Source organism: Kribbella lupini (genome assembly GCF_039529595.1).
Classification (GTDB): Bacteria; Actinomycetota; Actinomycetes; order Propionibacteriales; family Kribbellaceae; genus Kribbella; species Kribbella lupini.
The window spans coordinates 2,514,132-2,534,395 of sequence record NZ_BAAANC010000002.1; the positions used below are offsets into that span (position 1 = coordinate 2,514,132).

Consider the following 20,264-nt stretch of genomic DNA (forward strand, 5'->3'; position numbering starts at 1 on the left):
TTCCCCTAACCTCTTCGCTTACTGTACCCACGAGTAACTTGAGTATATACCCGCCGGTAATGAAGAGAAAGCGACATCGGCCACCAGAAGAGAGTTCCTCTGGTGGCCGACGCGGTCGTGTGGGCTGTTACGGCTTGTAGACCGCGCTGCTGCCGTAGAGCGGGTTGGTGAAGCCCGAGATGTAGCTGGTCGCGTTGGTGGATCCGAGGTCGTAGGTGAGGAAGACGCCGTAGCCCTCGGACTTGGTCCGGGTGGCCAGGCTCGCCGCGTTGGACGAGACGTTGATCTGGACCGCCGCGGGGGAGAGCTTGGACTTCGCGCTCGGGCCGCGCGGCACCGACCAGGTCCCGTAGTACGGGTTCCAGGCGTAGTCGAACGTCTCGGCGACGCTCTGGCCGTTGTAGCTCAGGTTGGCCGCGGCCGGGCCGATGTCGTACAAGGTGATCAGCTTGGTCGGCAGCTTCTGGCGCAGCGCCTGGACCAGGTAGACGAACGAGCTCGCGTTCGGCTGCGGGGTGCCGTTGACGCCGTAGTCGGCGTACTCGTCGTCGAAGTCGATGCCGTCCAGCCCGTACCGGTTGACGGCGTCGGCCAGCTCCTGGGCGAACGCGCTCGCGGCGGCCTGGGACTGGAAGTTGGCGAAGCCGGCGCCCTGGTGGTTGCCGAGGATCGACAGCAGGACCTTGATCCCCTTCTGCTGCAGGGGCCTGACCTCGGTGGCGACGTTGTCGAGCACGCGCTGGACGTTCTCGTTGAAGTGCAGGTAGGCCTTCGTGCCGTCGTAGTTGATGTTCGCGGCGAAGATCACCGCGAGGTCGAAGACCTGGGCGCCGCCGTTGGCGAGCGTGTACTTGCCGACGTTCAGCATGCTGTTGTTGTTGACCTCGACGTACGCGACCGAGATCGGGCCGTTCTTCGCGCGCGGCCGGCGCTTGGCGGCCGCGGCGGTCAGTGGAACGCCGGTCGCGACGGCCGTGCCGGCGACGGCGGCGGCCGACAGCAGGGTCCGGCGGCGGATGAGCTGGTCCTTCATCTCTACCTCTTTCAGGGCGGGAACGGAGGGAGATAAACCGGTATAGCTCCCCGATCATCGGGTGCCGTGCGAGCTGTGTCAAGGTTCGGACACGGGCGGTGAGCAGCGGCTCGCGATTTGGGAAGTTGTGGACCAAGATGGTGGAGTCAGTGGGAGGAAAGTTACCGGGGGCGAGCGGGAAGAGGACCCGATGAGCAGCTCTGCAGGGACGATCGACCTTCGGCAGCGCCGCCGGTCGCTGGTGGCCGGGACGGTCGGCAACTTCGTCGAGTGGTACGAGTTCGGCGCGTACGGGTTCTTCGCCACGGTGATCGCGGCGAACTTCTTCAGCTCGACCTCGACCAGCGACGCGGAGAGTCTGATCAAGACCTACGCGTCGTTCGCGCTGGCGTTCTTCTTCCGGCCGATCGGCGCGGCGGTCTTCGGCCGGGTGGGCGACCGGATCGGGCGGCGCCCGACGCTGATCCTGGTCCTGCTGCTGATGACGATCTCGACCACGTTGATCGGCGTGCTGCCGACCTATGCGACGGTCGGGGCGGCGGCGCCGTGGCTGCTCACGCTCGTGCGGGCGCTGCAGGGGCTGTCGGCCGGTGGTGAGTTCGGCGGCGCGGTCGCGATCATGACCGAGTTCGCCCCGCGGAACAAGCGCGGTCTGTACGGCGCTTGGCAGTCGCTGACGGTGGCGCTCGGGTTGCTGGTCGGCGCTGGGTTGGCGGCGATCCTCGCGACTGTGTTGAGTACTGAGGCGTTGCACGACTGGGGGTGGCGGGTGCCGTTCCTGCTGGCGTTGCCGTTGGGATTGGTGGCCTTGTTCCTGCGGTTGCGGCTGGACGAGACGCCGAACTTCGCGCGGGTGCAGTCGTCCTCGGTCGCGCCTGAGCCGGCCGGCAAGGGTGAGGTCGCGAAGGCGATTGCCCTGGGCATCGGCCGGTTGATGGGCTGGTCGGCGGCCGGGTACACGTTCCTGGTGGTCATGCCGTCGTACCTGCAGTCGACGCTGAACGCGACGTTCCAGCAGGCGCTGGTGGCGACCGTGCTGGCCAACCTCGGTTTTGCGGTGTCGATCATGCCGGCGGGCTGGATCAGCGACCGCGTCGGCCGGCGGCCGGTGATGGTGACGGGCGCCGCGCTGGTCGTCGTACTGGCGTTCCCGTTGATGAACCTGCTGCAGGACAAGGACTCCTCGAACGCGGCCAAGGGGGTCGCGGTGTTCGTCGCGGGTCTCGTGGTCGGGTTGATGGCCGGGCCCGGACCGGCGATGCTGTCGGAGATGTTCACGACGCGGGCGCGGTACACGGGGCTGGGACTGGCGTACTCGCTGTCCAACGCGGTGTTCTCCGGGTCTGCCGGGTTGATCATCACCGAGCTGATCAAGCGGACGAAGAACATCGACATCCCCGCTTGGTACGTGATGGTGACCTGCGCGATCAGCGTGGTCGCGCTGCTGACACTGCGCGGCGACGACCACCAGAGGGAGCTTCGGGACTGACATGCGCGTCATTGGGTTGATGTCCGGGACGTCGTACGACGCGATCGACGCCGCGGCGGCCGACCTGCGGTTCGAGGGCGACGAGCTGGTGCTGCAGCCGCTCGGGATGCTGAGCCGACCGTACTCCGCCGGGTTGCGCGCCGCGCTGGCTGCAGCGTTGCCTCCAGCAAGTACTTCGCTGGAGGCGGTGACTTCACTGGATACGGGCGTTGGGCAAGCATTCGCCGAGGTCGCGGCCCAGGCTGTCGAGCAGCTGTGCGGCGGTGCTGCCGATCTGATCGTGTCGCACGGGCAGACGGTGTTCCACTGGGTCGAGTCGGGAGTGGTGCGCGGAACACTGCAGATCGGCCAACCGGCATGGATCGCGGAGGCGACCGGGACGACGGTCGTGTCCGACCTGCGCTCGCGCGACGTCGCGGCGGGCGGGCAGGGAGCGCCGTTGGTCAGCCTGCTCGACGTGCTGTGGCTGCGCGGCCGCACCGGTACGCCGGTCGCGCTCAACCTGGGCGGGATCGCCAACATCACCGTCGTACTGCCTGGCGGTGATCCGGTCGCCTTCGACACTGGTCCCGCCAACGCCCTGATCGACGCCGTCGTCGGCGAACTCACGGCGGGCCGTCTCACCTTCGACGCCGACGGCGTGATGGCCGGCCGCGGGCGGATCCACCAGGAACTCTTCGACCGCCTGCTGTCCGAGCCGTACTACGCACGAGCCGCGCCGAAGAGCACCGGCAAGGAGCTGTTCCACCTCGCGTATCTGGCCGAGCGCATGCAGGGCCTTCCCGAGATCGCGCCTGACGACGTGGTCGCCACGGTCACAGCCCTGACCGCCCGCACGGTCGCCGACGCCGTCAAGGCGTACGGCGGCACTTCGGTGGTCGCGGCGGGTGGAGGTATCCGCAACCCGGCTCTGATGCACCGCCTGGCTTGGGAGTTGGGTGATATTCCAGTGTTGAACACCGACGACCTGGGCTTGCCTTCTGCCGCCAAGGAGGCTTATGCGTTCGCCGTGCTGGGCTTCCTCACCATCCACGGCTTGGCTGGGACGGTCCCGAGCTGCACGGGTGCTCGGCATGCGTCGGTCTTGGGTTCGATCACGCCGGGGCGCGGCGGGCTGCCGCAGGTTGCGCCAGCGACGTTCCCCACCGCGCTCCGGATCGAAGGCGGAGCCGGCTGACGGACGTTGCCTCAACCGTCCAGCTGCACCCCGTTGACCTTCGGTGCGTGTGATCATCCGGCGCATGGACAACTCCTCCTCAGAGGTCGTGGTCGACGGGCGCCCGGGTCTGCTGACCGTGCCTGCTGACGGGGTGGTGCGCGGTGGAGTTGTCGCCCTGCACGGGTCAAGCAGTTCGTCGTACCGGCAGGTGATCTTCGAGCACCTGGCCGCGACGATCGCCCCACTGGGGATCGCGGTGCTGGCTTTCGAACGGGCACCGTGGCCCCACGACGACGTGGACATCCCCTTCGACGTACAGGCGGCGGGCGCAGTGGCGGCGTACGACATACTGCGGGACCTGCACGACGTACCAATCGGCTTCTGGGGCGTCAGCCAGGGCACCTGGATCGCGGCGCTGGCAGCGCAGCAGCGCGAGGCAGCCTCCCTCGTGCTCCTCGGATGCTCGGGCGTGAGCCCCGCCGAGCAGATGCGGCATGCCACCGCCGAGGCCGTCCGACGAGCCGGGTACGACGAGCAAGCGGTGGGGCACGCCGTCGGAATCCGCGACGCGGTGGCCGACCTCCTCCGAGGCAACGCCGATCGTCAGCAGGTCGTCGACCTGCTCCAGCAGCACGCCAATGAACCGTGGTTCGACCTGGTCGGCGTGATTGCGGACGACCTCGGCGAAGACCTCCCGACCTGGCACGAGCTCGACTTCGACTCCGAACCGCTCTACGCCACCGTCCGCTGTCCGGTCCTCCTCATCCACGGCGCGGACGAGGCCAACCTTCCGGTCCCCGAAACCCTCGAAGTCTGGCGCCGAGCCGCCGCCGCCTCAGGCAACGACCAGATCGAGCACGCCCTGGTCCCCAACGCCGGCCACTGGCCCGGCACCCCCGACCGCACCCGCGAGGGCATCAGCCCGGCGTACGGGGAGATCCTCCGCAACTGGTTCACCGCCTGACCGACCCGTTCACTCTCTTCCCAGCTGCGTTTCGCGCGGGACGCCGGCGCGATGAGCGTCCTACTCCTTGACCCAGGCGAGGATCTCGCGCGCCGAGTCCTCCGGCGTGCCGTCGCCGTGAACCGACCGCGGAACGACCATCCGCAACTCCACCGCATCGTGGATCGCGTCCTCGATCTCCTCCGCGGACCAGCCGCGGGCGCTCAGACGGGTACGGCGTACGTCGTCAGGACAGTCCAGGTGCAGCCACCGACCTTCCGGCAACTGACTCGGCGTCAGCGGACCAAGAAGCAGGACCGGAATCCCCGACCGACGAACCAACTCGGTGATCCGCAACCACACCAAGTTGTACGCCGGCCACAACGGCGCCGCGGCCTGCTCGTTGATCTTCACGCCGAGCAACCGACCCTCGTGGTCGAGCAGTTCGTCCATGTCCATCACGACCAACCCACCAGCCCCCAGCCGAAGCAACTCAGGCACCACAGTGGACTTCCCCGCCCCCGGCGCACCCGTCACCACGAACAACCTGGACACACCCCCATTGTCCCCAAGCCACCCGCCGCACGTCGCCCCTCCCACCCTCGCGCGTCGCCACCCACCCGCCCTGCGCAGGCGCCGGCCATGCGCGTCGCCACCGACCGCCCATGCCGGCCCAAGGCCGCCGCGTCGCCTGCCTCGCGCGTTGCCGACGCCGCCCCGCGCGTCCCCGCGCCGCCCGCGCCGCCCCGCGCGTCCCCGCGCCGCCCTCGCCGTCCCCGCGCGTCCCCGCGCCGCCCCGCGCGTCCCCCACGCCGCCTCCGCGTGCCCCACGCCGCCCGCGCGTCGCCGACGCCTGTCGCGGGTGGTCGATCAACGCCTCCCGCCATGTGTCGTCCACCAGGGCCTGCCCCGCGTGTCGTTCATCAACGCCTGCCGCTGTGCCTCATCCACGCCTGCCGTCGCGGGTCGCCCACCAACGCCTGCCCGCATGTCGTCCACCCACACCTCCTACATCGCCCGCTCCAGCCCAGCGCGTTGCTGCAGTCGAGGTGGGCTGTCGCCGTGACGTCAGCCCGGCGGCCGCCGACGCCCACCACCGTCCAAGCCGGGCGGGATGCCCGGCCTCCCGCGTGCGGTGCGTCGGAGATGGGCTGCGGCGAGACGTTGGTCGGCGGTGGCGGTCGACTGGGTTGCCTGCACTGGACAGCTGCGCTGTGGACGTGACGTCAGTTCGGCACTGTCGCCGACGGCCACCGCTGATCAAGCTGGGGCGGATGCCCGACGTCGCGCTGGCGGCGGCCTGGGAATGGGCTGCGGCGGGAGGTTGATCAGTGGTGGCGGTCGGCGCGAGCGAGGCAGAACCTGACCGTTGGTTTAGGGGAGGACGGCTGACGCCGCAGGCGCAGCACTCGGCGTGCGAGCCGGCCTTCGCGGGATAGCGGACCTCCAGCACTCAGCAAGGCGGGCGAAGTACCGGGCGTCCCGCCTGGGGTGGGCTTGGAGCGGGATGGAGTGGATGGTTGGTGAGTGGTGGAGGTTCGGGGGAGGGAGCGAGGAACGGTTGGTGGTTTGACCTTCGAGCAGCATGAAGGTGTTGGATCGGGGTGTGGTGGACGACCTGGTCAGCATCAGCGCGTTTGCTCGGCGGGTGGGGCTGACGCCGAGCGCGCTGCGGTTCTACGACGACTGCGGGGTGTTACGGCCGGCGGTGGTCGACGAGGGGAACGGGTACCGGTACTACGCGCCTGACCAGGAGCCGCGGGCTCGGCTGTTGCGGGATCTGCGGGAGATCGACCTGCCGCTTCCGGAGGTACGCCGGGTGCTGGACGGCGAGCCGGCAGCCGCGGCCGCGGTGGTCGAGGCGCATCTGCGGACGGTCGAGCAGAAGGCGGTCAGTACTCGGCAAGCAGCCCATCGCATTCTCGCGGGCCTCTCCAGTACGACAGCCAAGTCGCCACAGGTAACCCTCGGCGGCCCGGAGCTCGCCAGTGCAATCCGCCAGGTAACCCCATCGGCCGCCCGACCCGGGGCGGAGGCGACTGACCAGCAGAACGCTGCGTCAGCTGCCGACGCGGATTGGCTTCCTGCGTTGAGTTGTGTGCGGATCGAACTGAGCGAAACCGAAGTCACCCTCGTCGCCACCGACCGGTACCGGCTCGCCGTCCGCAAGCTGCACCCGCAGTCCTTCGAGGGAACCCCCGGCGCGATCCTGATCCCCGCGCCGGCTCTGACTGAACTGTCCCGCTGGCTGGCCGCCGCCGACACCGTCACCTTGGAGGCTGGAGCCGAGCTCACTCTCACCACTGCCGGCGACACCCGCGTGCTCGCCGCGCTGGACGCCGAGTACCCCGCCTACCAGACCATCCTCGAAGGTCTGGAGCCACCCGCCTGCCGCGTCTTGGTCGACCGCGCAGGCCTGGCCGACATCCTCGGCACCGACGAAGTAGTTGCCCTCAGCATCGACCAGCAGAGTGTCGCGGTCGGCAAAGAACGCATCGACGCGATCACCACCGGCACCCCCATCCGCATCGGTTTCACCACGCGCTTGCTCGCCGAAGCGCTCGCCACCGGCGTCGGCCCGGACGTCCTGCTCGAGATCCACGCGCCCGACCGCCCCGTCGTCATCCGCTCCGCCGACCAGGGCACCTTCACCACCCTGGTCATGCCCAACCGGCTCTGACCGAAGTCGATCTCGCACGTCGGGTCCCCGAAGCCGTGGCGCAGGGCCAGTCGGACGGCGTACAGGCATCGCCTCAGCCTGTCACCAGCACCCGGGCAGCCTCGACCGGGCGTAGCGCACGATGCGTGACGACGGCGGCAACAGCCCAGGCCCCGCCCATCACGACCATCGGGAAGGCATGCCCTGACTCCTCGTCGAACAGGGCGAACATGGACAGGTTGACCACCGTGTGAGCGACGGTCGCGACGGCGAGATTGGTGCCGCGGGCGGTTCGGAGGACGGCGCCGAGTACGACGGACAGCGAGATCGTCATCACCAGGAACGCGCCCATGAAGACCGGTCCGTTCGCGAACCCGCCGACGTGCCAGACGCCCCACAAGAAGCCGACGACGAGTGACGAACGGAGCACGGAGTACCGCGTCTGCAGGTACGGCTGGAGATAGGCGCGCCAGCCGAGCTCCTCGCCGGCCGAGCCGATCAGCATCGTCAGGGTCAGCGCCCAGAGCGGGTACTTCTGCTCGTCGAGGTGCAGGGGCTGCCCGGCGACCAGATGGATGGCGACCGACACGGCCATCGCCGCGACGACGATTCCGGCGACCAGCGCGGACTTCCGGGCGACCACCTCGACCGGTGTGAAGCGGGCCTCCACGCGCGTCGTACGACGGAAGAGCACGAACATCAGCCCGACCCCGAGCGCCGGCGCAAATTGCACCAGCTCGAGCAGGTCCGGATCCGGACCGATGCCGCCCTGCAGGGCGATCAGCAGGCCGGAGAACACCAAGGTGGCGACGTAGAACACGGCTACGCGCAGGAACATGTCACTCCTCGATCAGGTACGGCGCGAGCAGCAGGTCGAGCTGGTCGCGCAGGAACTCGGTCAACGGGCCCCAGCCGTTCACGGCCCAGACCTGCAGGGCCCCGTTGAAACAGACCAGGGTCAGGCGCGCCAACGCATCCACGTCCGCGGAGGCCTGAAGCTCCCCGGCGGCCTGGGCAGTGCGGAGCAGCCGCGCCGTGGTGTCGACGATCGCGGCGGAGTGCGCGAGCGCGTGCTCGCGGAACTCGGGATCGGCAACGTCGAGCTGGACGAACCCCAGCCCGTTGCCGAGCTGCTCGCGCCGCTCGATGTGGGCGACGCTCGACAGGGCGAAGTCGCGCAGCGCGGCCATCGGCGAGGTGTTGCGCGCCTCGGCCTGCTCGGCCGCCAGGAGCACCATCCGCGGGGACCGGGCCGCGGACGCGAGCAGCAGCCCGCGCTTGGACCCGAACCGCTGGATGAGCGTCGGCGCGGCCAGCCCGACGCGCGCGCCGACCGCCGCCAGCGTGAGCTTCACCGGGCCGAGCTCAGCCAGTACGACGCGGGTCGCGTCGAGGATCGCGTCGTCGTCGATCAGGCGCGGGCGGGCCACGGCGTCCTCCTCGGTCGTTTGTAAATGGCCATTCACTAACTCAGAAGACAGTAACAGATCGCTGCCCGTTCAGTTATTCGTGAACGACGGCCGACCTCAGCCTGTGGTTAGGTCTGTGCCGGTCGGTCCTCCGCCATGGACCTGACATGTCGTCAACGGGAGCCCCACTCATGCGCCGCTTCGCCCGCACCGCCCTTGGTCTGCCACTCGCCCTGGCGGGGGTGGTCGTCACGCTCGCCGGGGCCGCCTCCGCGTTCTGGCTGGTCGGTCCGGACAGCACCGTCGACACCGGCGAGCAGCGGCTGACCAGTCGCGGCCTGGCCGTTGCCACGGCGCCCGACCTGCTCGACCGGCACGGCTTCACGCTGCACGTGACGGCGACGAGTTCGCGGCCGGTGTTCGTTGGCATCGGCCACGATCTCGACGTCAGCAGCTATCTCGGCGGGGCGGCGTACACGCGGGTCGTGCGCTTCGACCTGCCGTCGGACTTCGGGACGCAGGAGATGAAGGGCGGCTCCGAGCGGCTGAACCCGCCGACCGGGCTGGACTGGTGGGTCGCGGACGCCGGTGGCGCCGGCCGGCAGTCCGCCGAGTGGGAGACGAAGGACGGCGCGTACGACGTGGTGGTGATGAACGCCGACGGTACGCCGGGGGTCGACGCGACGGTGACGGTCGGAGCCGAGCTCAAGGGGCTGTTCGGGATCTGCCTGGTGGTGCTCGGGGTTGGGCTGATCCTGCTGGTCCTGGGGATCTGGCTGGTGCTGCCGCGGCGACGCCGGCCGGAGGCCGGTACGCCGGAGACGCAGCAGCCGGTGATGCCGTACGTCGTGCCGACCGTGCCGAGCCGGCCGGGTGCGGCGGCGCCGCCTGCACCTGCGCCGAAGCCGACGCCCGCACCTGCGCCGACACCCGCCCCGGCGGCGCAGCCGGCCGGGGCGCCCGCACCGACGCCAACCCCCGCTCCGGTGTTCGCGCCCGTCCCCGCACCGACCTCTGCCCCGGCGGGTGCGCCTCAGTCAGGCCCCGACGAGCCCCGGCCGGAGCCCGTCGAGGAGCCCGAGGAGGCCCCCGCGCCGCGCCCGGCGCCCGTGCCGGGGATCCCGCCGCAGTACGCGGCGCCGGCATACTCGCCGCCGCGGGTGAAGCGGGTGGCGTCAGCGTTGACCGGCGGCATCATGTTGCTGACGGCAACTGGTTGCGTCGCCGTACCGCAGGAGAACACCAGCAGCGGCCCGGTCACCCGGGCGGCGGTGACGGTGGCGGACGGGCTGGCGGTCGTCCAGAAGTACAACGCACTGAACAACCAGGCCAACCAGGCCCGCGACCCGAAGCTGTCCGAGGCGATCGAGGCCGACCCGACGCTCGCGATGACCCGTGCCGGGTACCAGATCGGCCGGAAGACCGACGAGGCCGGCAAGGACAAGGTCAAGCCGTTCACGTACACCGATCCGGTGGTCGGCGCGCCGCAGTACGGGTCGTACCCGATGCGCTTCGTGGTCGCCTCGGGCGTCTCGACCAGCCCCGACAGCAAGCAGCTCGGCGTCTGGGAGCGCACGACCGCGGGCGACCCGTGGGTGCTCAAGTACTCGGTCTACCCGAGTGCGAGCATCAAGCTCCCGCCGTTGGAAGGCCTCCGCGCGCCGACGAAGTCCGACATGAACAAGCTCGCCAGCCTCCCGCAGTCGGCCGCCGCCAACCTGGCCGCGTACCTGTCCGGCGGTCCCGCCTCACCCAAGGCGAGCCTCTTCACCCCGTCGCCGGGCACTGTCACGCTGCTCAACCAGCGCGCCAAGGACAAGATCGCCGACGCCAAGAAGCCGTACATCGCCACGGCCACCGACACCTTCCGCCCCTCCGGCGACCCCCTCACCTTCATCACCGCCGACGGCCGCGCGCTGGTCTTCCTCGCCCTCACCGAGCAGTACCTCCAACACATCGAGCCCGGCTCCAACGCGTACTGGACCAGCGGACCACCCACGGCGTTCAGCAGCTACGTGAAGTACACCCAGACCCTCCACCAGGACTACCTCCACCAGCTGGCCGTCGTCATCCCCCTCAAGGGCCAAGGAAAACTCCAGATCCTCTCCCTCGACGGCCAACTCGTCGGAGCCGGCGGCAGCTGATCCAGCCCTACCAAGACCTCGCATCCCACCGGGTGCGAGGTCTTGTGACGTCCGGACCGCAGGGCGAGGGTGTGGGGATGGGTGGGAGATGGCTGTGTTGTGTCGTGGGACTGGTGGTCGTGGCCGGGGGCTGCGCGATCGAAGGGGAGAAGAAGGACGGGCACCTCGAGCCTGTTGCCGGGGCGGTGAGCCAGGCTCCGGCCAGTACGCCGACGAACGCGCCACCGACGACTGCGCCGACGAAGCCGCCGGCGGCGACGCCCGTGGTGAAGCCGGTGACGGTACGGCGGTTGGTGGTGGTGACGCGGGCGGTCGCCTTCAAGCGGGTGACCAAGCAGGACGCGTCGCTCGAGGTCGGCACGCGGGAGGTGACCAAGCGCGGGCGGGCCGGCGTACAGCGGCTCACGTACGAGGTGACGTTCACCGGCGGCGTGCAGGTGGGCAAGCGGCTGGTCCGGCAGGTGGTGACGCGGAAGCCGGTCGCCGAGGTGACCTCGGTCGGGACCAAGGCCGTTGTCGTCGAGGAAGAGAGCGGGTGCGACCCGAACTACAGCGGTGCCTGTGTGCCGATCGCCAGCGATGTCGACTGTTCGAGCGGGAGCGGCAACGGCCCGGCCTATGTGGTCGGGCCTGTTCAAGTCATCGGCCGGGACATCTACGGGCTCGACGGCAACAACGATGGCGTCGGGTGCGAGAACGGCTAATACAGCGCCGCGGTGGCTGTTGCGCCGTGGAGGTGGTGGGTGGTGAAGGTCAGGCGGCTGCCCAGGAGGGTCTGGGTGACCTGGACCGCCGGGTTGGCAGAGGAGAGAGTCAGCCAGCGGCCGGGGATCGTCACCGTGATCGTCGGGCGGGTGAACGTCGGATCGGAGACGGCGATCGTGAGCCGGCGGCCGGTCGTGCGGGCGAGCACGGAGGCGGGGCCGTCGATGATCAGACCCGGGAGGATGTGCGGCCCGGGCTTGAAGGTGTTGGCGGCGGTGAGGTTGCCTGACTGGATGGCTTGGGTTCGGGGGGTGTTGGTGAGGACACGCACCGGGCGGTGGGTGGCCAACCCACTGAGGCCGGCGTTGGGGAGCAGCGAGTAGGCGTGCGAGCTGAGCGCTCCGGCCGCGTGGTCGAGGGTGAGGGAAAAGACGTTCCGGGTCACCGCAGTGTCCGGGTTCGACGTACGGACGACTCGGCGGCTGCGGGTGACCTGGTCGACAGCGACACGGGCACGCGCCGGCGAGTGGAAGTAGTAGCCGACGGACTGGGTGCCGTTGGAGTAGTGGAGCCAGCGGAGGTCGGCGACGCCCGCGCCTGACCAGCGGCGGCCGTTGCGGAGTACACCTTCGACAGACGGCATCCCCACCGACGGCCGGGCGTCCAGAGTGGTCGTCGCCGCGCGAGAAGCATCGCCGACGCCGGCGGCGAGGACGACGATCTGGTCGTCGAGCAGGAACCACGACTTGGTCGCCGAAGCGTTGCGGTAGACAACGAAATCATCGGGCAGCTCGTCCCGGTGCGCGTAGGCGTAGTCGTCGGACTGCACCCACCCGACCGCCCCGAAGGCATCCAGTGTCGCGCCGCCGGAATGCCGGTTGGTGCCGACGGGGAAATACACGTAAGTGTTCTGCGACTCCGACGACGCGGTGAAGTTCAGCGGATGCGTCGGATTGTTGTAGTACGCCGTCCCGTACAGCGCCGGGATCGACTGCCGAGTCTCGACCGGCGCGGTCACCCCCGCCAGCCCGTACGGCGACACGGTGGTGAAGTAGTCGACGCCGTAAGCCTGCGTCTGGTCCTGCCCGGAGAGGTACAAGTAGTACGCGCCGTCCCCCTGGAACCACGGCAGCAGGTTCTCGCCACTCATGTACTCGTACTTGCTGATCCGCTCCGAGTTCCGCGCCAGCGCAAAGGCATAGCCCGGCCGCCGGTGCACGGTCTTGTCCATCGCGTTGAACGCCACCGACGACGCCGGCGGGTTCAGATCCGCGGGCACGACCGCCGGGTCCGCGACGATCTCGGCGAAGCGCGCGACACTGACCGGCGAGACGAAGCTGTTCGGGTTGAGCGTCGGCCGCGCGGTGAACTTCACGTACGACCGCAGCCGCGCCGCATCGGCCGCGGCGGCGTAGTCGGCGAGGTCCACGACCGCCTCGATCACGACCGCGACGTCGTCGTACCCGGTCCCCGGCCGCGAGACCGCGCGGCCCTTGACGATCTCCATCATCCAGCCCTCGAAGATCAGCGGCGCGAACCCGGTCTCGACCCAGCCCTGAACCACCTTCACGAGGTCGTCGCTGGTCGCGTACGCCGTACCGTCGAGCAGCTTCACGGTCTGGACGACGCGGCTGAGCAGACCCTTGCCGTACGAGCCGGTGTACGCGACCGAGCTGTGCTGGATGAACGAGCCGTCGGCGTAGTACCCGTCGGTGACGCCGTGCCGCAGGTCGTACGGATCGATCGTCGCGAAGACCGTGAACTGGTCCTGCAGCGCCTTGCGGATCCGCGCGTCGTCGCCGAGCAGCGCACCCTGGACGATCCGGTTGGTGGTGATGTCGGCGAGGTTGGCGCCGGTGTGGAACCGCGAGTCGAGGTTCACGTCGCCGTCGGCGCCGTTGCGAAGGTACGCGTCCATCGAGGCGACGTACGTCGTGATCAGGTCGCGCGGCGCGTCGAGCAGCGCGAGCGTCTTGCCGACGAAGCCGGAGATGCCGATCTCCCAGGTGAACCAGTTGCCGTAGTAGCCCTTGGCCTGGTCGCCGTAGTAGTTCGCGTGCAGCCAGGTCAGCTTGTCGAGCACCTTGGCCCGGACCGCGGCGTTGCCCTGCAGGTCGGAGGCCGGACCAGGACGTCGTACGGCGAGCGCGATCTCGTAGAGGTGCTGGTACGACGCGCTGAGATTCGGGTCGCTGGTCCCGAGCGGCAGGCCCGCGAAGGCCTCGGCCGCGCCGGCGCGATCCATCGCCGCGAGCCAGGTGCGCGCGGTCTGGTCGAGCGCGGCGAGCTTGGCCGCGACCTCCGGGCGCGCGTTGGACTCGGCGGTCCCGGTGAAGATGCCGACCAGGTTGGCCAGCAACTGATCAGGCCCAGCGGCAGAACCGACCCCACCGGACTCAGCGGCTGACGCGGGCGCGGGATGGACCGCGGTCAGCAGGGCGGCGGCGGGGACGAACGACAGCAGGCGGCGACGACTGAGCTCCACAGCAACTCCCGGGCGAAAGGGAAGAACCTCACAGCCCGAGTCAACCAGCCGAAACTATCTTCCGGCAACCGTTTACCGCCGACTTTCCTCCGTCTGACGGCGGGTTGCCGGTTACCGGGTGGCGACGGAGACGCCCGGCCTGCTGCCGCTGAACGTGGCGAGGGCGCTGACGACATCGGCGACGAAGATGAGGTGCAGCAGCGTGTTGACCACGCCGTACCGCGGGCTGACCGCGCGCTGCCGCATCATCAGCGCCAGGCACGTCACGCCGTAGATCGACGTCGGCAGCAGCATCAGATAGGTGCCGATCACCGTCGGTACCAGACCCGTCGCGGTGAAGACCCCGACGAACGCGATGCCGGCGGGGCCGGAGACGAGGATGGCGCCCCGGGTGACGGCGATCGGCAGCAGCGTCAGGCCGAGCACGATCACCGTGCAGATCACGACGTTCTGCAGGAAGAGCGGGATCAGCGCGAGTTTGACCGTCCGGGCCGTACGCCGCAACGTCTCGAGGTCGCCGGCGAGGAACAGCCGTACGGCGGTCCGGAACGTCACCAGCGGCACGACCGGAACCACCACCAGCAGCACGAACTCCGCCGGCGGGACGAGCGCCAGCCAAAAGATGCCCTCGGCGATGAAGTCGGGACGCAGGTCGAGCCCGTAGAAGATCGCGACGAACACCAGCCAGACCGCCGCGACTGACGATCCCGCGGCGAGCACGCCGGTCATCAGGTTCCGCGACCAAGCTCCTGGTGCTCGGGCGGTCCCAAGCAGTCGCATGGCGACCTCGACCACGACGATCGAGCTCAGCACGTCGACGACGAACAGGAAGTGCAGCGTCACATTGACGCCGAAGAAGAGCCGACCGACATGCTCGTCCTCGCGCATCACCACCAAGCAGCCCACGCCGTACGCCGAGGTCGGGAGCAACGCCAGATACGTCAGTACGACGAACAGCAGCGCCACGGCGAAGCCATCGAGGCCGAGCCGGTCGCGGTCGCCGGCCCCTTGGATCACCACCGCGCCGGTGAGCGTGACGAAGTTCAGGCCGAAGAACGGGATCGCGACGAGCTTCACGAGATCCGCCCCGCGCCGCAGAGCGTCGAGCTCGCGACGCCGGGTCAGCCGGACAGCGTCCGCGACGACGAGAGCGCCGAGCACGAGGTGGACGGCCAGCCAGCCACCGAGGACGGCGTACACGATGCCCAGGTCGCCGGCCTCGTCGATCCGAAAAGGCTTCTTCAGCAGGATCCCCGCGCCGGTGCCCGCGGTGAGAACCGCGCCCAGTCCGAGCCACCCGCCGAGCATCCTGGCCGTCACCGGTGTCATCGTCTCGCCCCCTCGCGAAACATTTTCGCGGCCGCGCGGGTCATCGGCGGACGACAGCGTCGACCGACCGAAATCCTGGTGGTTGCCGGGGGCTACCCGCGCTGAGGGTGGTCAAACCCGATGGTCAGTTGATGTTCGAATAGGCCGTGTCGGGGCCTGCCGAAAAGCGAAAAGGCGCCTCCCGGATTTCCGGGAAGCGCCGTACTGCTGTCAAGACATGAGTCCTGCGATGGAGCGGGTGACGGGAATCGAACCCGCACTGTCAGCTTGGGAAGCTGATGTTCTGCCATTGAACTACACCCGCACGCCTGGCAACGCGAAGGATCATACCTGGTGCGCCGGGCAGTTTGCACGGGGGGTGCGCAGGGGAGTTTTCCACAAAGCCGCGCCAAGGACTGGGCAGAGCGCCCGAACTCTGGCAGATTAGAACGCGTTGCCGGGGGCAACAATGGACGCAACGTGAGGATGCGGTCCTGACCAGGACCGGACAAGATGGTTGCGGGGCAACTGCAAAGAAGGGGTGAAGAGGTGGCAACTGACACTAACGACGCACTGGACAACCTGGAACGGGAGCTCGTCACGATGGCGCGCCGGCTGCGAGGTCTGCAGCGGACGCTGTCCGACGAGGCGCACCCGGACCTGGAGCCGGCCCAGTACGCGTTGCTGAACCACGTCGAGGAACTGGCACCGGTGCGGATGGCCGACCTGGTGGCAGCACTCGAGGTGGACAAGGGTCCGGTCAGCCGGGCCTGCGCACGGCTGGAGGAGGAAGGTCTGCTGAAGCGGGCGGCGGACAAGTCCGACGCGCGCGCGACGTTGCTGACGCTGACCGCGAACGGCAAGCGCAAGCTCGCCGCGGCCCGCAAGAAGCGGCACAAGGTGATCGAGGACCTGCTCAAGGACTGGTCCCCGACGCAGGTGAAGACCTTCGCCAACCAGGTCTCGAAGTTCAACAAGCTGGCCTGAGCCAGATCGGTACCGCCGCGGCACACCAGTCGTGGCGGAGGCTGTTGCCGACGGCCCGTTCGGGTGCCGTGTTCCGGAGAGCTGAGGGGTCCGGACCGGGGTTGTCCGAGTCGACGGGGAGCGACCAGGGCCGTCAGTAAGTGTTCTGAGTGGCGCGTAGGCGGTCCGGCCTGCCCTCTGGAGGCTGGGCTGCGCTACTGTGCCTGCGTGCTGCTCTCCGACCGCGACATCCTGGCCGAGCTCGACGCCAAGCGGGTCCAGCTGGACCCGTTCGACGCTGCGATGGTCCAGCCGTCCAGCGTCGACGTACGCCTGGACCGCTACTTCCGGGTCTTCGAGAACCACAAGTACCCGCACATCGACCCGGCCGAGGAACAGCCCGACCTGACCCGCACGGTCGAGCCGGAGGGCGACGAGCCGTTCATCCTGCACCCGGGCGAGTTCGTCCTCGGATCGACGTACGAACTGGTCACGCTGCCGGACGACGTCGCGGCGCGGCTGGAGGGCAAGTCCTCGCTGGGCCGCCTCGGTCTGCTGACGCACTCGACCGCCGGGTTCATCGACCCGGGCTTCTCCGGGCACGTGACGCTGGAGCTGTCGAACGTCGCGACGCTGCCGATCAAGCTCTGGCCCGGGATGAAGATCGGCCAGCTGTGCTTCTTCCGGCTGTCCTCACCCGCCGAGCACCCGTACGGCTCCGCGAAGTACGGCTCGCGCTACCAGGGGCAGCGCGGGCCGACACCGTCGCGATCGCATCTGAACTTCCACCGCACCGACGTCTGAGCGGTCAGCCAACGGCTTTCTGCACCACGAGGATCTTCTCCGTGTTGCTCGGGGCCTTGTTGCCCGGGTCCTGCAGGTAGACGCTGCCGTACTTCGAGACCATCGCCGGCGACTTCGGCTCGCCGTACAGCAGCGTGGTGTCGCCCCAGCCGCCGACGTTGCCGTCGCCGTACGACGAGGGCGAGTCGCTCGGCGTCGTCCCGTCCCCGGGGGTCGCGCTCTCGGTCGGCGTCGCCGACGGCGTCGGCACGTCCTGCCCGGTCTTCGCGTCCAGCAGGATCGCCTGATCGTCGGCCGATCCGTAGACCATGCCGTTGTAGATCGCGGTGACCTGAGGCACGAGCCGGTTGGCCGACGCGTCGTACTTCCACGCGATCTTCCCGGTCGTGTCGTCGAAGCCGACGATCCCCTTCTGGTCACCGATCGAGCCGTTGCACACCACCGAGGCGACGTGGTCGGAGAAGCATCCCCCGATGCCGCCCTGGTCCTTGGAGTTCGGCTGCTTGGACTCCACCACCTCGCCGGTGGCGATGTCGACCGCGTACGCCGAGTTCACGTAGTGGTGCTCGTACTTGGTGTCCTGCACGTAGCCGGTGCCACTGAGGTAGGCGTGCTTGCCGCCCGATCCTTCGATGCTCAGGTAGTTCATCGCCGGGACCGGCACCGTCTTCTTGACCGTCCCCGTGACGGCGTCGACCTGCACGATCGCGTTGTCCTTGACGCCTTCGCCGCTCTCGCCCTTGACGCCGACGACCGTGCCGTTGAGGACGCCGGCCGCGCGTACCCCCGGGATCGTGCTCGTCTTCTTCGTGACCGGGTCGGCGAACACCGTGAACTGGCGGATCTTGGCGGTCCGGTCCGGCGACGAGACCGTGACCCCGACCGCGATCTGCCCGGTCGCCGCGTCGTACGCCGGGGTGTAGAAGTCCTTGCCGCTGTTGCCCGGTCCGAGCAGCGTGCTCAGGTCGGCGACGGCGGTCGCGAGCAGGTCACCCTGCGACGGATCGATCCACTGGAAGGTCACCTGGCCGTGCGACTTCTGCGTCCCGCTGCCCTGCACGATCTGCGTGTACGCCGTGGCGACGACCTCCTTGCCGTTCAGCTGCACGGCCATCGGCGCGGTGAAGTCGTTGGTCGTCGTGGTCGGTTCGGTGGACGCCGGGACCTCCCAGCTGCTCGCGCTCAGGGTGCGTGCGGTCAGTCCGCTGCGCAGCGCGTACAGCGAGGCCTCGCCGACCATGCCGGCCTCGATGTTGAACATGTTGGACTGCCCGGTGCTGCCCTGGGCCAGCGCCGAGACCGGCACGAACGCCTTGGGCGGGTCGAACGTCGCCAGGTCCGGCCCGGTCGGCGTCGACGAGGCCGACGGCGAACTGTCGCCCGACGGGGACGGCTGGTCGGTGGCCTTGTCGTCACCCCCGCTGCAGCCGGCGAGCAGGGTGGCGGCAACAGTTGCCGCGATCAACGGACGGAGCATGCGCTGGTCTCCCACGGGGTTCAGCCGATCGCTTTCAGAATCTGGAGGCTACCGACGACATCGTCCTCGGACACGTCGGCCTCCCGCAGGTAGGCGCCGCCGTACTCGGAGACGCCGACCGGGGAGAGCGGCTCGAAGTCGGGGGTCGTGGGGACCGGGCCGACGCCGGGCGTGCCGGACGGCGAGCTGCTGTCGGACGGCGTACTGGTGTCGCCGGGCGTGATGTCGTCGGTCGGCATCGAGCCGTCGGTCGGGGTCGTGCTCGCACCGGGGGTGCCGGTCGGCGTGGCGGTGGGCGTCGGGACCGGGACGTCCTGGCCGGTCAGCGCGTTCACCAGGACCGGCTTCTGCTGGACGGTGGCGTAGACCATCCCGTGGAAGACCGCGCTCACGGTCGGGACGACGCGGCCGGGGCTCGTCGCCGTGTAGCCCCACAGCTTCTTGCCGGTGGTGTCGTCGAAGCCGACGATCTCGTCCTCGGTCGCGCCCGGATCGGTGCTGCAGACCACCGTCTTCTGGGCGTCGGCGTGGCAGGTGTAGCCGAACAGGTACCGGGTCTTCTTGACCGCGGTCTTGGTCTGGACGACCTGGCCGGTGGCCGGATCGACCGCGTAGAGGTTGCCGACGTAGTCACCGGTGCCGTAGCTCCCGATGCCCTCGGTGTACTTCTGTCCGTACAGGTAGGCGTACTTGCTGCCGAGGGCGCCGGTCGGTTCGAGACCTTCCAGCCCGGGCAGCAGCCCGGACTTGGTCACCTTGCCGGTGGCGGCGTCGACGAAGGCGAGCGTACGGCGGGTGTTCTCCTTGCCTTGGGCACCGACCAGGACGCCCTTGCCGAGGCCGGCGGGCTTCATGAACGGGACCGCGACGCCCTTCTTCGTGCCCGGGTCGGCGATCACGGTGATCACGCCGGACTTCGCGCCGATCAGGCTGGTCGGCGCCACGCCGACCGCGACCTGTCCGGTGCTCGCGTCGACCGCCAGGTCGGTGAAGCCGCCGGGCAGACCGCTGTTGACCTCGTTGTCGCCGAGCAGCGGGGTCACGTCGACCATCGCCTCGGAGATCGGCTTGCCGTCGGCCGGGTCGAGCCAGCGGAACAGCGCCTGGACGCTGGGCTTCGCCGTCCCGCCGCCCTTGATCCGCTGGTAGTAGACGACCGCGACGGCCGACTTCCCGTCCAGCTGCACGACGGCCGGCTGGGTGGCGTCGTTGGTCACGACGCTGTCGTCGGTGGTTTCGGTGGACAGGGTCTGCCAGGGCTTCTCGCCGGTGACGCTCTGTCCTACGGCGCCGCTCAGGCTGTTCGCGACGGCGGTCGTTCCGGCCATCGCGACCTGCGGCTTGAACGAGCTCCGGCCCTTCTCCTCGGGAAGTGCGGAGGCGGCCACGGCCTGGAAGGCCTTCGGTGGGTCGTACGCCGTCGGGGCCGGAGGGGTCGGGGTGCTGGACGTCTGGACCGCACCGTCCTTGGGGGAGTCGTTGGACTTGTCGTCCCCGCCGCTGCACCCGGCCAGCAGGGTGACCGCGGCCGTGGCGGCGAATACCTGACGCAACATCTTTCGTTCTCCCCGAGTCCGGTTCCAGGAATCAGCGGAACGCGAGTGTCCCGCTGCGCTCACGGAACGCTAGCAGCGCGACCGGGCCGCCGAAGCCCTCGAACCGGACCGGGAAGATTGCAGGTTC

General features: G+C 69.2%; 16 protein-coding genes and 1 tRNA gene. 8 read left to right on the forward strand and 9 right to left on the reverse strand.

Going from position 1 to position 20,264, the window contains the following annotated elements; all coding sequences use genetic code 11:
- Nucleotides 1-127 precede the first annotated feature (127 nt).
- Complete coding sequence (locus ABD235_RS25360) at nt 128-1,033, reverse strand: endo-beta-N-acetylglucosaminidase H (protein WP_344178298.1); 906 nt, start codon at nt 1,031-1,033, stop codon at nt 128-130.
- A 190-nt stretch (nt 1,034-1,223) separates the two neighbouring features.
- Here ABD235_RS25360 and ABD235_RS25365 point away from each other — a divergent pair, with 190 nt between their 5' ends.
- The 3 genes from ABD235_RS25365 (at nt 1,224) to ABD235_RS25375 (ending at nt 4,645) form a co-directional block, all read left to right on the forward strand.
- Entirely contained in the window at nt 1,224-2,522 is a 1,299-nt protein-coding gene (locus ABD235_RS25365; RefSeq protein WP_344178300.1) for an MFS transporter, read from the forward strand.
- A gap of 1 nt (nt 2,523) precedes the next feature.
- Complete coding sequence (locus ABD235_RS25370; RefSeq protein ID WP_344178302.1) at nt 2,524-3,699, forward strand: anhydro-N-acetylmuramic acid kinase; 1,176 nt, start codon at nt 2,524-2,526, stop codon at nt 3,697-3,699.
- Between the two features lie 64 nt (nt 3,700-3,763).
- A complete protein-coding gene (locus tag ABD235_RS25375) occupies nt 3,764-4,645 on the forward strand; it encodes an alpha/beta hydrolase family protein (protein ID WP_344178304.1) in 882 nt (293 codons plus the stop codon).
- A 60-nt stretch (nt 4,646-4,705) separates the two neighbouring features.
- On the opposite strand, the gene ABD235_RS25380 is transcribed toward ABD235_RS25375, so the two are convergent.
- Nucleotides 4,706-5,179, reverse strand: coding sequence for an AAA family ATPase (locus tag ABD235_RS25380; RefSeq protein WP_344178305.1), 474 nt, complete (start codon nt 5,177-5,179; stop codon nt 4,706-4,708).
- A gap of 1,030 nt (nt 5,180-6,209) precedes the next feature.
- Here ABD235_RS25380 and ABD235_RS25385 point away from each other — a divergent pair.
- Nucleotides 6,210-7,304: a DNA polymerase III subunit beta family protein gene (locus tag ABD235_RS25385; protein WP_344178306.1), complete on the forward strand. Its 1,095-nt coding sequence runs from the start codon at nt 6,210-6,212 to the stop codon at nt 7,302-7,304.
- A 73-nt stretch (nt 7,305-7,377) separates the two neighbouring features.
- Here the strand turns inward: ABD235_RS25385 and ABD235_RS25390 are convergent, their stop codons facing one another.
- Entirely contained in the window at nt 7,378-8,121 is a 744-nt protein-coding gene (locus tag ABD235_RS25390) for a CPBP family intramembrane glutamic endopeptidase (protein WP_344178308.1), read from the reverse strand.
- Between the two features lies 1 nt (nt 8,122).
- Nucleotides 8,123-8,713 (reverse strand): TetR/AcrR family transcriptional regulator, encoded by a 591-nt coding sequence (locus ABD235_RS25395; RefSeq protein ID WP_344178310.1) that lies wholly within the window; start codon nt 8,711-8,713, stop codon nt 8,123-8,125.
- A 146-nt stretch (nt 8,714-8,859) separates the two neighbouring features.
- On the opposite strand from ABD235_RS25395, the gene ABD235_RS25400 reads away from it, so the two are divergent.
- Both ABD235_RS25400 and ABD235_RS25405 read left to right on the forward strand, forming a co-directional pair.
- On the forward strand, nt 8,860-10,836 hold the full coding sequence (locus ABD235_RS25400; RefSeq protein WP_344178312.1) for a DUF8094 domain-containing protein: 1,977 nt from the start codon (nt 8,860-8,862) through the stop codon (nt 10,834-10,836).
- A 77-nt stretch (nt 10,837-10,913) separates the two neighbouring features.
- A complete protein-coding gene (locus ABD235_RS25405; protein WP_344178314.1) occupies nt 10,914-11,540 on the forward strand; it encodes a G5 domain-containing protein in 627 nt (208 codons plus the stop codon).
- Here the strand turns inward: ABD235_RS25405 and ABD235_RS25410 are convergent.
- The 3 genes from ABD235_RS25410 to ABD235_RS25420 all read right to left on the reverse strand — a co-directional run bounded on the left by ABD235_RS25410 (nt 11,537) and on the right by ABD235_RS25420 (nt 15,659).
- Nucleotides 11,537-14,026, reverse strand: a complete 2,490-nt coding sequence (locus ABD235_RS25410) for a polysaccharide lyase family 8 super-sandwich domain-containing protein (protein WP_344178316.1) — start codon at nt 14,024-14,026, stop codon at nt 11,537-11,539. The genes ABD235_RS25405 and ABD235_RS25410 overlap by 4 nt on opposite strands.
- Nucleotides 14,027-14,137: 111 nt before the next feature.
- Nucleotides 14,138-15,346 carry a DUF6652 family protein gene (locus tag ABD235_RS25415; protein ID WP_344178318.1) on the reverse strand — a complete coding sequence of 403 codons (1,209 nt, stop codon included), beginning with the start codon at nt 15,344-15,346 and terminating at the stop codon, nt 14,138-14,140.
- Nucleotides 15,347-15,585: 239 nt separating this feature from the next.
- Nucleotides 15,586-15,659 (reverse strand) — tRNA-Gly (locus ABD235_RS25420).
- A 224-nt stretch (nt 15,660-15,883) separates the two neighbouring features.
- On the opposite strand from ABD235_RS25420, the gene ABD235_RS25425 reads away from it, so the two are divergent.
- Together ABD235_RS25425 and dcd are read left to right on the forward strand one after the other, a co-directional pair.
- The gene (locus ABD235_RS25425) at nt 15,884-16,321 is read left to right on the forward strand and encodes a MarR family winged helix-turn-helix transcriptional regulator (protein ID WP_337925927.1); all 438 of its coding nucleotides are present in this window, start codon (nt 15,884-15,886) and stop codon (nt 16,319-16,321) included.
- A gap of 207 nt (nt 16,322-16,528) precedes the next feature.
- The gene (dcd, locus tag ABD235_RS25430) at nt 16,529-17,104 is read left to right on the forward strand and encodes a dCTP deaminase (protein WP_344178322.1); all 576 of its coding nucleotides are present in this window, start codon (nt 16,529-16,531) and stop codon (nt 17,102-17,104) included.
- 4 nt (nt 17,105-17,108) lie between these two features.
- On the opposite strand, the gene ABD235_RS25435 is transcribed toward dcd, so the two are convergent.
- Complete coding sequence (locus ABD235_RS25435) at nt 17,109-18,581, reverse strand: PQQ-binding-like beta-propeller repeat protein (RefSeq protein ID WP_344178324.1); 1,473 nt, start codon at nt 18,579-18,581, stop codon at nt 17,109-17,111.
- A 20-nt stretch (nt 18,582-18,601) separates the two neighbouring features.
- Nucleotides 18,602-20,137 (reverse strand): PQQ-binding-like beta-propeller repeat protein, encoded by a 1,536-nt coding sequence (locus ABD235_RS25440; protein ID WP_344178327.1) that lies wholly within the window; start codon nt 20,135-20,137, stop codon nt 18,602-18,604.
- Nucleotides 20,138-20,264: the final 127 nt, after the last annotated feature.